This window comes from Bifidobacterium sp. 7101 (genome assembly GCF_000499285.1).
GTDB classification, from domain to species: domain Bacteria; phylum Actinomycetota; class Actinomycetes; order Actinomycetales; family Bifidobacteriaceae; genus Bombiscardovia; species Bombiscardovia apis_A.
In genome coordinates, this window is sequence record NZ_AWUN01000002.1 from 383,964 (window position 1) to 398,820 (window position 14,857).

13 protein-coding genes are annotated in these 14,857 nt (G+C 60.7%); 5 read left to right on the forward strand and 8 right to left on the reverse strand.

Annotation, left to right across the window (positions count from 1 at the left end; translation table 11 throughout):
• Positions 1-62: 62 nt before the first annotated feature.
• From P272_RS08885 to P272_RS0104210, 5 genes are all read right to left on the reverse strand, one after another.
• Complete coding sequence (locus P272_RS08885; RefSeq protein WP_052323182.1) at positions 63-1,571, reverse strand: HAMP domain-containing sensor histidine kinase; 1,509 nt, start codon at positions 1,569-1,571, stop codon at positions 63-65.
• Positions 1,559-2,290 (reverse strand): response regulator transcription factor, encoded by a 732-nt coding sequence (locus P272_RS0104195; RefSeq protein ID WP_052323183.1) that lies wholly within the window; start codon positions 2,288-2,290, stop codon positions 1,559-1,561. Before P272_RS0104195 ends, P272_RS08885 begins: the two co-directional genes overlap by 13 nt.
• 149 nt (positions 2,291-2,439) lie before the next feature.
• Entirely contained in the window at positions 2,440-3,264 is an 825-nt protein-coding gene (locus P272_RS08640) for an ABC transporter permease (protein ID WP_044097746.1), read from the reverse strand.
• Between the two features lies 1 nt (position 3,265).
• Positions 3,266-4,123, reverse strand: coding sequence for a hypothetical protein (locus tag P272_RS0104205; protein ID WP_029678303.1), 858 nt, complete (start codon positions 4,121-4,123; stop codon positions 3,266-3,268).
• Complete coding sequence (locus tag P272_RS0104210) at positions 4,120-4,815, reverse strand: lantibiotic protection ABC transporter ATP-binding protein (protein ID WP_029678304.1); 696 nt, start codon at positions 4,813-4,815, stop codon at positions 4,120-4,122. The genes P272_RS0104205 and P272_RS0104210 overlap by 4 nt, the downstream gene beginning before the upstream one ends.
• A 428-nt stretch (positions 4,816-5,243) precedes the next feature.
• On the opposite strand from P272_RS0104210, the gene P272_RS0104215 reads away from it, so the two are divergent.
• The 5 genes from P272_RS0104215 (at position 5,244) to P272_RS0104235 (ending at position 10,508) form a co-directional block, all read left to right on the forward strand.
• The gene (locus tag P272_RS0104215; protein WP_052323184.1) at positions 5,244-6,314 is read left to right on the forward strand and encodes an iron-siderophore ABC transporter substrate-binding protein; all 1,071 of its coding nucleotides are present in this window, start codon (positions 5,244-5,246) and stop codon (positions 6,312-6,314) included.
• A 45-nt stretch (positions 6,315-6,359) separates the two neighbouring features.
• On the forward strand, positions 6,360-7,409 hold the full coding sequence (locus P272_RS0104220) for a FecCD family ABC transporter permease (RefSeq protein WP_029678306.1): 1,050 nt from the start codon (positions 6,360-6,362) through the stop codon (positions 7,407-7,409).
• Between the two features lie 2 nt (positions 7,410-7,411).
• Positions 7,412-8,470, forward strand: a complete 1,059-nt coding sequence (locus P272_RS0104225) for a FecCD family ABC transporter permease (RefSeq protein ID WP_052323185.1) — start codon at positions 7,412-7,414, stop codon at positions 8,468-8,470.
• 5 nt (positions 8,471-8,475) lie between these two features.
• Positions 8,476-9,339, forward strand: coding sequence for an ABC transporter ATP-binding protein (locus P272_RS0104230; RefSeq protein ID WP_044097747.1), 864 nt, complete (start codon positions 8,476-8,478; stop codon positions 9,337-9,339).
• 188 nt (positions 9,340-9,527) lie between these two features.
• Positions 9,528-10,508 carry a siderophore-interacting protein gene (locus P272_RS0104235; protein WP_029678309.1) on the forward strand — a complete coding sequence of 327 codons (981 nt, stop codon included), beginning with the start codon at positions 9,528-9,530 and terminating at the stop codon, positions 10,506-10,508.
• Between the two features lie 238 nt (positions 10,509-10,746).
• Here the strand turns inward: P272_RS0104235 and P272_RS0104240 are convergent, their stop codons facing one another.
• The 3 genes from P272_RS0104240 to P272_RS0104250 all read right to left on the reverse strand — a co-directional run bounded on the left by P272_RS0104240 (position 10,747) and on the right by P272_RS0104250 (position 14,850).
• Entirely contained in the window at positions 10,747-11,337 is a 591-nt protein-coding gene (locus tag P272_RS0104240; RefSeq protein WP_044097748.1) for an anthranilate synthase component II, read from the reverse strand.
• Positions 11,318-12,943 (reverse strand): anthranilate synthase component I family protein, encoded by a 1,626-nt coding sequence (locus P272_RS0104245; protein ID WP_044097749.1) that lies wholly within the window; start codon positions 12,941-12,943, stop codon positions 11,318-11,320. The genes P272_RS0104240 and P272_RS0104245 overlap by 20 nt, the downstream gene beginning before the upstream one ends.
• A 458-nt stretch (positions 12,944-13,401) precedes the next feature.
• A complete protein-coding gene (locus P272_RS0104250) occupies positions 13,402-14,850 on the reverse strand; it encodes an MFS transporter (protein ID WP_015022602.1) in 1,449 nt (482 codons plus the stop codon).
• Between the last annotated feature and the right edge of the window lie 7 nt (positions 14,851-14,857).

The window sequence follows — 14,857 nt, forward strand, 5'->3', positions numbered from 1 at the left end:
ATCACTGTGCAATTCCTGACCGGACACCGAGTTTGCTGTGACCAGCATCAACTCCGTTGAATTCACTGCACTGGCAAAGATACAGTGACCACTGCGCCACCGCCATCGGTTGCATTCCCCAGGGTCAGGCGGCCTCCTGTGCTCTCGACGGTCGACCGCGCTGCAGCCAGGCCGATGCCATGGTGGCCACCGGAGCCGTGCCGACTGCTATCGGCCCGATAAAGCCATTCCGTGGCATGTACCAGAGCCCGGCTGCTGAATCCTGGACCCTGGTCACGCACGGTCACCACCAAATCGCGCCCGCCCGCCTGGCCATCCTCCAGCCTCCAGGTCAGCGTCACCAGACCATGGTCCGGCGAGTAGTCAGCCGCGTTGGCGACGATATTCATGATCGCCCTGGCAAGGTCAGCGGCATTACCTGAAACCTGTTCAGCATCGGAACCCAGGCGGTCATCCCTCTCGAGTCGCAGACCCCGAGCATTGAGGTACCCCTGGGCCTGGTTGTAGACCATATCTCTCAAGGCAACTGTCGTAACCCCGGATCGCTCTGAAGCGGTGCCCATGGAACCCTGGCTGATGGCCTGGGCATAGTCGGCCATCTCGCGGATGGCGTCCTCGATGGAGTCCAGGTAGGACTGCTGCTCCTGGCTGAGCCCGGTCTCCCCCAGCAGGTCGGCGTTGCCTCGCATGATGGTCAGCGGCGTCTTCAAGTCGTGAGCCAGAGCCGCCACCTGCCGACGCTGGGACTCCTGGGCCGTCCAGGTCTTCTCCAGCGATTCCCTCAACGTGACACGCATCCTGTCGAAGGACCCCAGCACACGGTTGATCTCCAGGACATTGCTGCTGGGCAGTGAGGCATCCAGGTCCTGCCGCCCTATATCGTCAGCCACCTGGTTGAAGACCTTGAGCTTGGACGATATGACATGGGCCGCCCGCAACCCGACCGACAAGAGGCTGAGCAGCAAAGCGATCCCGTAAGACGCGAGCAGCAGGTTCTGGGGATTGGGATAGCGGTCCCGGGTCTGCCTCGATGCCCACTGCGGCTGAATCCGATAGACCAGGACGCATGGCCTCCCATCGGCTGTGGCATAGACGACATAGGTCGCATCCGGCTTTGCACGAGTGGCAAGGGGCCGTCCCGTCTTCTTTTCCCGCTCTTCCGATGGCTTAGACGCCCTATGCTCCCGATGGTCGGCTGCCAGCTGGTCGGCCTCGCTGGCCATGCCGCCCTTCATATCGCCCCCCACGGGATGCCCTTGACTGTCATAGGTTCGGTACCAGTAGGCGGCGGGAATCAGGGATTCGTCAACAGTGGTCGTACGGCCAATGGAGCGCCCCACCTTCTCCAGATGCTGCTCGCCATAGTTGGCCCAGAAGAAGTCGCCCCTGGCCCCCAGGTTTATCCAGACCATATATATGCCGGCGAACAGCAGAGCCAGAATCAGCAGCACGTAGAGAAAGTATCTGATGATCAGCAGAACGATGGGCATTCCCTTGCGATTTGGCCGGCCCTTGCCGTTGACGCTCTGCTCCTTGGGCGACTCTGGCACACCGTCGATCAAGCCACCCATTGGTACCCCACCGACCAGATGGTCCTGATGGGGTCCACCCCCAGGGCTTTGAGCTTGCGCCGGGCATTGCTCAGATGCACCCTGACCGCAGCCGTGGCATCGCTGTCCGTATCATTGGCGGCCGGATCATCCTCTGAGGCCAGGCAGGCCTCCCATATCTGCATGGGCGCGTAGGCCCGACCGGGATGTTCTGCCAGCAGGGCGCATATGCGGTATTCCGCATCCGTCAGATTGGCGTTGTGCCCGTCCACCCTGATCTGACGCGCCTGAAGGTCCATGTCCAAGGGTCCAAAATGCAAGAGCGGGCGCCCGCGCCGACTGCCCTGGGAAAGCCTCGCCCTGACCTTGGCTCGGAGCTCGGCAATGCCGAAGGGCTTGCGTATATAGTCGTCGGCACCCAGGCCGTAGGCCAGGACCGCACTGTCCTCATCGGTCTTGGCCGTCAGGAAGATGATCGGGCAGGACACCCGTTCCCTGATGGCAGCCAGGAGGGCAAAGCCGTCCATGTGGGGCATCATGACATCGCAGAGAATCAGGTCCACCGAGGACAGGTCCATGCTTACAACTTTCCGCGACTCGTTGACCACGGTCACGGCATAGCCGTCCTTGGACAGGGCGGCCATCAGCAGGGTGGTAATCCTTGGTTCGTCGTCCACCACCAGGATGGAGGCCCGATGCCGATCGTCCCCGGGGGAACCTTCGGCGTGCACATCAGCCACGATTGGCTCCTTTTCTGCGCTTAGCGACCCGGCCCAGCAGCGTTTGAGAATGAACCTTTGCAGGCCAGGATTCTTGCAAGCTTGATTTCCTGCAGGACGATTTTCTTGCAGGACAGATTCCTTACGAACCGGATGCCCTGTGATCCAGTCTAATCGCTGACCTTGCGCCGATCCTCGAACCTGCCGATCCAGAGCAGGAGGGCCAGGCCCAAGGTCAGGGTGAGGGCCAGACAGGGAACCAGATTATCCACAGCCGTCACGCCGATTGAGGCACGCAGGCCCTCCCCTCCCGGCATGGTCAAGGCCAGGGCCTGCTCGATCCCCAGGGAGCCGAACCTGGTAGGCCAGGTGAAGGGGATCCACTGGCTGATCCCGGGCGTGCTCTCGACACCGGATAAAGTACTGCCGTATAGGCCATTGAAGAGGCCGCCAAGGGAACTGATGGATATCCCCGTGCCGAGGACCCCGATGGCGATGGTCGCATTCCGGCCGAAGCGTAGGGCAAGGGCGATGGAGAAAAGGTAGAGGCAGAGGGAACCACCGGCCATGCCCAAAGTAGCGAGCGCAACGGCCGAGATTGGTGCGCCCGATCCGCCGGCCAGAGCCATGGGCAGGCAGTATGCCAGAGCCGCCAGGGCCAGTGCCAGCAGACCCAGAAGCCAGAGCACCATGACCTTGGCTGCCAGACCCAGACGGCGGCTGGGAATCCCCAGAAGGTTGGCCATGTCGCCGGCCTCACGCTCGGTTTCGATGTTTATGGCAACGACAATGGCGGCCATCAGGGGCATGAAGGCGCCCAGGACCTGAAAGAAGGCATCGGTCTCCAGCCCGGGATCATAGGGGGCTGCAGCGAAGTAGGCACCGCAGACGAGTCCTGCCGCTAGCCCGCAGACGACATGGATGGCGATAAGCACAGATCCGTGCAAACGCACGATTTCCGAGGCTACGACACGGCCAACTGTCATCCCAGTCATGTCAGCTGGTCTCCTTTCGCGAGAACCAGATTCCCGTCAGGACGGACAGGAGCAGGAACCAGACCAGGCAGACCACCAAGGCCGTCAGACTCTGTCCGCCGAAGACAGACAGTGCAGCCTTGATCGGACTGTTGTCTTCGGTCTCCAGCGGCACGCCATCAGGCATGACCTTCATGAAAGGCACCGGCAGGTTGATCATGGCAGCGGGCGGCAGGAAGGGCCAGAGCCGTTGGTTCCCCCAGAAGGTGATCGAGGCCAGCAGGTCCGCCATGTAAGGCAGGCCGAACCCGATCAGAACGCCGAACCGGGCGGTCAGCGCCAGTCCAGTCGGTATCATCCAGGAGCAGGCCAGGACCAGCATCAGGGCGCTGACTACGAAGTCGACTAGGGAGGGACCCTCGACCCCGGAAATGGCGACTATGAGTGCCGACAGACCCAGAGCCAGCAGGGTGGCGAGGCCGACCAGCAGCAGGCAGTAGACGATCTTGGCCCACCAGATCAGAGCGGGCGCGGCGGGCAGGGCCAGAGTGGTCCTCCACCGTTGCTTGCCGTCGATGTTGGCCACGGCGACGCTTATCAGGGCGGTCATGGCCGGAAGGAGCAGGACATACCAGTAGTTGACCCAGGAGGGCAACCAGGCGTGCAGTCCGAATGCGAAGCAAGCCACGATGACAATGAGCACCAGGGGGAAAGCCAGGGCCATCCGTCTGGGTGCTGCCGACCGGCCCTTCATGATCTCCGCTGCCAGGATCCTGCCAAAGGGGATGCCGTTGCCCCTAGTCCCGAGCCTTGCCTCGGCCCGGTTGTCTGAAGCAGTCGTATTCTGCTGGATGAGTTCGCTGGCATTCCTCTCGTTCATCGTGACCTCCTGAGCACGTCCATGAACAGCCCCTCCAGGTCCTCTCCGGCGTGCAGCTCATTCTCGTAGGCCAGGCGACCGTCGGCGATGATGCCGATGTGATCCGCCAGGATTGACACCTCGGAGAGGATATGGCTGGAGACGATCACGCTCATCCCCTGCTGCGGGAAGCTGCGGATCATCCCCCTCAGCTCCTCGATGCCCAGCGGATCCAGCCCGTTCGTGGGCTCGTCCAGGATCAGCAGACGGGGTTCGGTCAGGATGGCGTTGGCTATCCCCAGACGCTGCTTCATACCCAGGGAGAACTGTCCGGCCTTCTTGGAGCCTGTATCGCTCAGTCCGGCAATGGAGAGCGCCTGGTCGATCCGCTCATCGGGGAGGCCGAAGAGGGTTGTGCGCACCTTGAGGTTCTGACGGGCCGTCAGATTGGGGTAGACGGGCGGCTGCTCGATCAGGGCGCCGATGTCGTAGAGGTCCCGGCGCGACCAGGGATGTCCATCCAGAATCATGGATCCGCCAGTGGGGTGCAGCATTCCTGTGACCATCTTCAGGGTGGTGGATTTGCCGGCCCCGTTTGGGCCCAGGAGCCCGTAGACTCCGCCCTCGGGGACATGCAGGGACACCTGGTCGACGGCCCGCTGTCCGTGGCCGAAAACCTTGGTCAGCCCCTCGGTCCGCAATATGTAACGCATGGTCAGCTCCTATTCGTTTCAGTGTGGCAGGAGCCAGACTAAAGACCGAAAATAAAGAAAGATAAAGGGAGGAACTGGGCCCTCCTGCTGCCAAGGAAGACATCGTGAAAGGCTAAGGCCTGAGAGACCTGGAACAGTCAAAATTCTGCATTTGCCGAACCTTAATATCCGACAGGATCCGTAGAGCAAGCCGGCACAGCAAGAGACCAGCAGAGCAAGGGCTTTACTAGATAGTTTCGCCGAAGGTCATGAGAGACCAATCAGACCCAACCCTCGATTTCTCCTTGTCTTCTCCTTGTTTTCGTAGTGTGCCGTCTAACACATGCAACCGAGGAAATCAACTCTTTTCTTCCCGTCGCGCCGATGCTAAATCTGGTACCTGGCTCTGGTGCACCATGCCAATTCGACAGCACGATCAAAGGAACCACATGCACATTCGACCATTCCTTTCCCTCACTCGATTCAAGCGCATTATCGCAGTCATCCTGGTGCTGGCAAGCGCCCTCTTCTTCCTTGGCGCTTGCGGATCGGGCTCGCAGGCAGACCAGTCCAGCCAGTCAAAGGCTTCGGACGGGCAAGGGTCCTTCCCGGTCAAGATCGATCACGTCTACGGCACCACCTCCATACCCTCCAAGCCCAAGCGCATCGCCACCGTCGGATGGGCCTCCCCTGACAACCTCCTGGCTCTGGGAGTCGTGCCGGTCAGCATCCAGAAGAATGCCTTCGGCAAGACCGTCGATGGCGGATACCTGACCTGGACCAAGGATGCCCTGGATACCATGCATGTGGATAAGTCAGACATGCCCAAGCTGCATGACGAATCGGACGGCATCGATGTCGAGGCCATCGCCGCGTCCAAGCCCGATCTAATCATCGGCCTGCTCTCCGGCATGACCAAGAAGCAGTATGACACCTTGAGCAAGATTGCGCCGACCATCGCCTATCAGGAGGTTGCCTGGGGCGACCCCTGGCGCAAGGTCATCACGTCGACAGCCAAGGCCATCGGAGAACCCGAAAAGGGCAAGCAGCTGATATCCGACCTGGAGGAGCGCATCTCAAAGGCCGGAGAGACCCAACCGGCCATCAAGGGCAAGACCGCGGCAGTGATGTACTTCGATGCTTCCAAGCTCTCTAAGTTCAGCGTCTACACCACCTCCGACGCCCGACCTCAGTTCCTGAACGACCTCGGTATGGAAACACCGGAGTCCATCAAGGAGGACTCCAAGGGCACCAAGAACTTCTACAAGGAGATCTCCTCCGAGCATGCCGACAGGTACAAGGATGTCGACATCATCGTTACCTACGGCACCCCGGACCTGCTTGAAGCGATGCGCAAGGACCCTCTCCTCTCCAAGATTCCCGCAGTTGAGCGCGGATCCGTCGTGGTCATCGACAGTGACGGCGAGATGGCCAATGCCCTTGACCCCTCGGCCCTGTCCATCCAGAAGACGACCGACACCTACGCCCAACTTCTGGGCGAGGCTGCCGCCAAGGTCTGATCAGGCCGCAGGTGAGGGGATGAAAGAGGGGGAGGTGGCGCATACATGCGGTCGGGAGTGACTCCGCGCCCAGGCACCCGGCGGGCAGCCACGCATCGCAACGGAAACGGACCCATGGTCCTGTCCGGGCTGATTCTGGCGGTCTGCCTGATCATGGTCTGCGCCCTGTCCCTGGTTTTCGGCTCCCGCTCCGTCAGCTCTTCCGACATCCTCCACGCCCTGTCCGCCACCTCGGATGACATCGCGGTCTCGGCCATCCGCCTGAGAATTCCCCGCACCGTCCTCGGCCTCCTGGTCGGTGCCGGGCTCGGGGTGGCTGGGACCCTGATGCAGGGCATATCACGCAATCCACTGGCGGACCCGTCGATTCTGGGTTTCAATACGGGGGCGGCCCTGGCGATCGTCTGCTCCATAGCCTTCTTCTCCCTATCGACCCCGGCCCAGTATGTCTGGGTGGGACTGCTGGGCAGTGCGACGACCGCACTGGTCGTCTGGGCCATAGGCTCCCTGGGGCCATCCGGTCCATCTCCGCTACGGCTGACCCTGGCCGGTGTCGTGATCAGTTCGGTACTGGGGTCTCTTACCTCCGCCATCCTTCTGCCGCGCGTCAATGTCATCAGCTCTTATCGCTTCTGGCAGGTGGGCGGAATCTCCGGCGCCCGGTTCGACCTCATGATGCCGGTCCTGCCTCTTCTTGCTCTCGGACTGATACTCGCCTTCTGCCTGACGCCCGGAATCAACGCCTTGGCCCTGGGGGACCAGATGGCTGAGGGACTGGGCATGCATGTCGGACGTGTCCGCAGCCTGGCCTGGCTTGCGGCAATACTCCTCTGCGCCTCCTGTACGGCACTGGCGGGTCCGATTGGCTTCGTCGGATTGGTGGTCCCCCATGTGGCACGACTGCTCATAGGACCCGACTACAGGCGAATCATGGCCCTGAGCATCCTCATCGGCCCCCTCCTGGTGGTTGGCGCCGACGTGGTGGGCAGGATAATCACCCGTCCATCCGATGTGGAGGTCGGCATCGTCACGGCACTGATTGGGGCTCCCATATTCGTAATTCTGGCCGGGCGCAGAAGAGCCGCGGAGGTATAGGCATGGATGCTTGTCTCCTGCATGATTCGGGTAAACCCGATGCCATGACCGACCTGCAACGGATACGACGGGCCCATGCCATTCGTTCGCTGATAGTCACCATCCTGCTTGTGATACTCCTGATCGCTCTCGCATTGGCCGATCTGGCCCTGGGACACCGCGTCTACTCCATGAGCGACCTGCTTGGAGCGGTTTGGGGGCAGTCAGACGAAGGAACCAGGTTCGTCATTCTCCAACTGCGCATGCCCCGGACACTGATTGGTTGTGTCGCCGGTATCGCGTTCGGCATGGCCGGGATCGGCTTCCAACACCTCCTGCGCAACATGATGGCCAGCCCGGACATCATCGGCATCACCGCCGGAGCCAACACGGCCGCCATCTTCGGCATTGTCGTATTCGGCCTGTCGGGTATGCCCCTGGCCAGTCTGGCAGTCATGGGTGGTCTCCTGACAGCCCTCCTGGTCATGGCCCTCGCCTGGCGCGGTTCGTTCGACCCGACCCGGCTGATACTGATCGGAATCGGAGTGGCCGCAGGGTTCAATGCTCTGGGTTCCTGGCTGATGGTTCGCAGCAACCAATGGGACATCCAGGCAGCAACCCGATGGTTGACGGGCAGCCTGGCCGATGCCCAGTGGTCCGATCTACCCATACTGGCAACAACAACCCTGGTCGGCGCCATGCTCTTGTTGGCACTCGACAGGAATGTCAGCACCCTGCAGCTGGGACCGGAGATGGCCGCCGGACTGGGAGTCAGGGTAAGCCGTGTCCAGTTCGAGGTGATTATCGTGGGTGTGCTGCTCCTGGCTGTCGCAACGGCGACCACCGGTCCCATCTCCTTTGTTTCGTTCCTCTCTGGCCCCATCGCCGCAGTCCTGGTTGGTCGGGGAGCATCAGCCCTTATCCAGTCGGGTCTGGTGGGAGGTTGCCTGGTTCTTGGGTCGGACATCGTCGCCCAGCATCTGCCCTCGACCCAGGTGCCGGTCGGCATCGTCACCAGCATTGTGGGCGGACCCGTCCTCATCGCGATCATGGTCCTCATGACCCGCAGACAGGAGCTCTGAACATCATGGCATCACCCCCAGCAGGCGACTCCTGGAGCAGCTCACATAGGCTGACCGCCTCGCACCTTCGCCTCACCTATAGGGGGCGTACGGTCATCGAGGACCTGAGTCTGGATATACCCCCACACACGATGGGGTCCATCATCGGACCCAACGGGTGCGGAAAATCAACCTTCCTCAAGGCCATGGCCAGGATACTGAAACCAGCCTCGGGGACCGTCATGCTGGACGGAGAGCCCATCACCAGCATGCCCACCCGCAAGGTTGCAACGATTCTGGGGCTGCTGCCGCAGAACCCGTCAGCACCCGCAGGCATCACCATCGCCGATCTGGTCGCTCGCGGCCGATACCCCCACCACCACTTCATCGAACGGTGGACGACCAAGGATGAAAAGGCGGTGGAACGGGCCCTTGCCCTGACCGGACTGACCGACATGGCGGGGTGTCCAATCGACCGCTTGTCCGGAGGCCAACGCCAGCGCGCCTGGATCGCCTTGACCCTGGCCCAGCAGACCGACATACTCCTGCTTGACGAGCCGACCACTTACCTGGACATCGCCTACCAGCTTGAGGTACTTGACCTGCTGAGCACCTTGAACAGGCAGGAGGGCGTCACGGTGGTCATGGTTCTCCACGACCTGAACATGGCCGCCAGATATTCGGATTGGATTCTGGCCATCAAGGATGGCAGGAGGGCCGCTTTGGGCGCTCCCGACGAGGTCATGACCGAGAATCTGGTCAGAGAGGTATTCGACATCGCATCCACCGTGGTGACCGATGGGACCACCGGCGCCCCTTTAATGACCCCGGCGCCCCTCCATAGTCTCGAAGCCCACTCTGGCGGGGCTTGTGATGTACACGTACACTGAGATGACCCGGCAGGACGGCACCAAACAACCCAATGATGTAAAACCTCTCGTTCCGCTCCCCACATCGCTTACCCCGACGTCCCAAACCACAAAGCCTTAGACCACAAAGTCTCAAACCGCTACAACCTGAACGACGAGAACCTGAAACAAAGGCCAACCCATAAACCTCAACCGAAAGAGAGCCAGCCATGGAACAACAAGCCACCAATCATCCTGTACCCTTGATCCCCTTCCGTGTCTCCGTAGCCAGAGCGGAAACGCTCTCGCCCCACTTCAAGCGGATCGTCTTCCAGGGACCGGATCTGAGGATTTTTGCAGACGCTGGCTACGATGAGCGAATCAAAATCCTCCTGCCCCTCCCCGACGGATCCGTGCCGCCCCCTTCTTTCTTCGAGGCGACCCCTGAGGATCCGCTCGCTTGGTACCAACAGTGGAGGACCCTGCCCGCAGAGAGCCGCAATCCCCTGCGCACCTATACGGTTCGCAAGGTCAGGCCCGAGAGCGAGCAAATAGATGTGGACTTCGTCATCCACGATCATGCCGGACCTGCAGGAGCCTTCGCAGAAGCTGCCAGACCTGGCGACCAGGCCATCATCATCGGTCCCAACGCACAGGCCGGAGGACCAATCGCAGGAATGGACTTTCACCCAGGTCAATCCAAACATCTTCTCCTAGTTGGCGATGAGACGGCAGTGCCAGCCATCGCCGCCATAATGGACAGCCTGATCCGAGACCACTGGCAGGGCGACGGGGTGGCAGTGATTGAGGTCCCGACCGAAGCGGATCGTCTTCCGCTGCCCGAGCACGCAGGAATCCGCGTAATCTGGACGACCTGCGACGAATCCGGACATGGACATGCCCTTATCGAAGCCATGCGCAATCTCCTGGAGGACCTGCCAATCCATTCGTCTATGTCGGCTACGGCCACAGCCGCTGAATCTTCCAAGGAATTCACAGAGATCGATATCGACAAAGAACTGCTCTGGGAGACTGCCGATGCCGCCCAGGCCGATGCCTCCATTCATGCCGACGACCTGTATGCCTGGATTGCCGGCGAGGCAGCCACTGTCCGCGAGCTAAGACGCATGCTGGTCAGAGACCGGGGAATGGACCGGCGCAGCGTCTCTTTCATGGGATATTGGCGCCAGGGCCGTAGCGAGACGTCCTGACCGCCCGACCCAGTGAGCGGGCGACCTGCCATGTGCGAACAACCCCCCATCTTTCTTGACCTACGAGTCAGAGAGTAATCACACGAATCCCTCTGACTATGTGAGTCTCAGGTCATGGGTTGCCGAGTCGAACCTCGCCACAGCATCTTGCAGGACCGCAGAACCGATGGAGAGAAACTACAGTCCTGCTTGCTACACGGCGGATTATCCGGAAAGGAACACGGCCCAGCCTGATGAGTCAGCCCCCGTAAGATGAACCGCAGTACTCCCGGAAGAAATTGACGATCAATTGGTGACCATACTGGCTGCCGATGCTCTCGGGGTGGAACTGAACGCCCTCCATGAGCGACCGGTCTCGCCTCAGACCCATAACATACCCGTCCAGAAGCGAGCGCGCGCTGATCTCCAGATCGGCGACTTGATCGACCGAGTACTCATCGGCAACCAAGGAATGGTATCTGGTCACGTCGAAGGTATCGGGCAGGCCCTTGAAGCAGCCCTTCCCGTCGTTTCTTATCCCACTCACCTTGCCATGCTGACGACTGGAGGCCCTGACCACCCGAGCTCCGGCATGCACCGCGATGGCCTGCATGCCCAGGCAGATGCCGAATACCGGCTTCCGCCCTGCCACCCGGTCCAAGAGCTCCAGGTAGCCGCAGTCCTCCGGGCGCCCCGGCCCAGGGCCCAGGATGACCGCGTCGAAGACCAGCGGGTCCACCCGCGCAAAGTGGTTCACCCGGACGATGGTCGTATCGGCGCCCAGCAGATCCACGTAGTTCTTGACCACATAGACGAAACTGTCGAAGGCATCAACCAGCAAGACTTTCATGGGCCAGCTCCTTTCCGGTGATGGCCAGGTAGGCCGAACTCATCTTCTTCATGGTTTCCTGCCACTCGCTCTCCGGCTGGGAGTCCTCGACAATCCCGGCCGAGGCACGCAGGTGATAGCTACCGGAGTGGTAGGAGGCTGTCCGTATGCACAATGCGGTCAGGACCAGACCGTCGAATCCGAGGAAACCCACCGCTCCGGCATACACTCCGCGCGAGCTGACCTCGGTCTCCTCAATGATTTCCACGGCACGCACCTTGGGGGTACCCGTCATAGTGCCGGCGGGGAAGGCGGCCGAGAAGACATCGTACTTGTCCAAGCCAGGCCGAATCCGTCCGACCACATCCGAGACCATGTGAATGACGTGGGAGTAGACCTCTGTAGTCATCAGCCGGTCCACCTCCAAGGATTCAGGTGTGCAGCACCTGGCTACGTCGTTGCGACCCAGGTCCACCAGCATCAGGTGCTCGGCCCGCTCCTTGGGGTCGCCGGTCAGCTGCCTGATGGCCGCCTGGCGGACCTTCTCCTCTCCGGGATTGCCGACCGTTCCGGCGATGGGTCGCAGGGTTATGTCACCATCCGGGGTCAACCCGATGAAGAGCTCAGGGCTGGCTCCGATGACATGCACCCCTTGGGGAGTCACGAAATAGTACATGTAGGGGGACGGATCCTGCAGACGCAGTCGCTGGTAGACCTGGAAGGGCGGAATGCAGGAATCCACCTGGATCTCATGCCCGAGCTGGAGCTGATAGACATCGCCCTGGGCTATGTGCTCCTTACCCTTGGCAAACCACCGATAGAAACGGTCCCGGTCGATCGTGTCATGGGCCTCGTATGGATAGTCTGGCCCGATGCCATCTTGGACAGCATCCGATTCAGGAGATTGCCCCGGCGATGCGTCGGATTGGAGCAGTCCCAGCACCTCTTCCAAGGGCGCGAATCCATGCCCATGCCCGCCGCTCTCGATTGCCGCGTTCTGGACCTGTGGACCAGATTGTGCAGAAGATTCGCGCTCGCGCAGATTTTTCCCGCCTTCTGAAATGCCGCATTTTGCAGTATCCTCTTCGACATGAATCAAGGTGACGCAATGGTCACCGGCCTTCAGATCCAAGGTGATGATTCCCCGATAAAGCGTTAGCGAGATGACCGGCAAGGCCGCGTCCCTCGGTATGCGCTCCTCCAGATCCTCGATCATGAAGATGGTGTCATACCCGAAGTAGCCGAACCAGCCCATACCGAATGGGCCTTCATGGCCGCCACTGATGGCGAAGGAGGATTCCAGCCTCCTCAGCACTGCAAAGACCTCCTGAATGTCGGGGACCGGATGATGGACAACCCCCTGCTCAATCCGGCCGAAGGGCTCGAGAATTCCTGTCAGCTGAGCACTGCCCAAAGGATCGATGGTCATGACATGGTCCGTCACGCTCAGGGTCAGCATCGGCTCGAACCCGATCGCCGAGCGATTCCGGTCCTTATCAGGGCCACTCAGAGACTCCAGGAGGAAGAGCTGATCCTCCCGGTATCTGGTGCGCAGCCGCCTGTAGATGGCCAGGGCATCGAGGTCACTGGAGAACCGGCGGGATTCCATGGTTACGTTGATGGTCATTAGGGCACTTCCTAAGTCAGATACTGCGGTTTGGAAACGGCGGTGGAACCTTACTAGATGCCGATTCACCAGGCCATGGATATGGGTTTCCCATGGCAGCATGTCCGCAGATAATAAAAGAGCAACCTCAAACACCGAGGCAGATATAGGAATCAGAAGAAGAACCGGCTAGAACATCAACGCCATCGGGCATCGACATAGAAAAAGACACCCTTGGGCAACTGAGGCTGCGGTGATGTCGTTTTCTCCATGGCCACGATGCTAGAGCACCAGGATGCAACCGCCCAACCGGCATCCATAATTCGGACATCTCTAGACCGAAAATTGTTCATCCACCAACGGCACTGCGGAAGATATGCCCATCATGCCCAGCTGAATTCTGTCCAGATCCTTATGGACAAAAACCGGGCCCAGGAATATATCCCAGACCCGGTTCTCTCAATTAGTAGCTCGGAAGATCAGTCCTCGTCCTCAGCCACGCGGGAGTGGCTGTAGATCATCTTCATGGAGCAGATGAAGAGCACCAGGCCCAGCAGGATGATGACGCCACCGATCATGAAGACATTGGCGTAGGTCGAAGCCAGGCCCTGCGCGGTGCCGGCCAGGCTGCCCGAACCCATGGATCCGTTGGCCATGAGCTGCCCGAAGAGGGCGACGCCGACAGAGCCGGTGATGGCCTGCAGGAGGTCGTTGAAGCCGAGCACACGGCCGGACTCCTCAGGAGCCACGGTCAGGGTCGCGGTGTCAACGATGGGCTGGTAGAAGAAGGAGGTGCCGAAGTAGTAGATGCAGGGCGCCACAGCCAGGGCCCAGATCTTGCCGGCGGGGATCAGGAAGGCAATGGCGATCAGGCCGCCGCCCATGCAGGCCAGAGCCAGGATGACCGAAGCCTTGCGCCCGATCTTCTGGATGATCGGCCCGGCCGCGAATCCCATGATGCCGGCCAGGATGATGGACCAGACCAGCAGGTTGGAGACCTTGGAGGAGTCGATGCCGTAGACGTTCAGACCAATGGCGTTGACGCCCGCGTTCAGGGTGTAGCTGAAGAAGTAGCCGACGAAGATGACGGTCATGGTCATGGCGAAGGCCGGGTTGGTCAGCATCTTCGGAGTGATGAAGGGGTTGCTGGCCTTGTTGACATAGACCAGGAAGGCCACCAGGGTCACGATGCAGGCAATGCCCCAGCCCCAGTTGATGTCGGTGAAGAACATGGTCACCGAAGCGGCGAACAGTCCGATCAGGGTGAAGCCGATTCCGTCGATCTTGACGCCAGCGGCATGCTGGTCGGGCAGGTTCTTGGCCAGGACGGGAATGAAGAAGACGGCCAGGATGCCCACGCCGAAGAGCCAACGCCAGTCAAGCAGGGTCATGTAGCCGGCCAGGAAGACACCCAGAGCAGCGGCGAAGCGGAAGACCGCGACGAAGACACCGTACCAAAGCACGCGCTTCTTCTTCTCCACATACTTGGAGACCAGAACCAGGAAGATGGATCCGGAAACCTGCCAGCCGGCCGACTGCACCACACGGGCGGCGATGACGATCCAGATGCTGAAGGTGCCGAAGCACCCCAGAATCGACCCCAGAACGAAGACGATCGTGCCCAGGATCATCATCTTCTTCAGGGAGACGAAATCGCCCAGGGAGCCGTAGATGACGCAGACGATTCCCAGGATGATGCCGGGCAGTGAGGTGATCAGCGGAGCCAGATTGGCCTGGTTGAGCTGCTTGCCGATGTTCACGTAGATCATGCCGAAGGCCTGCTGCTGGAGCACGCCCAGGGTGAAGATGATCAGGACCACCGGGATGGCCACGCGGGCCATCTTGTTCATTTTCGCGAACTCGGGAGTCCCCTCCTCGGGAACGGGTATGCCGTTCTTCTGCTCCTCGGAGACAGTTGACTCACTCATTTTTTCC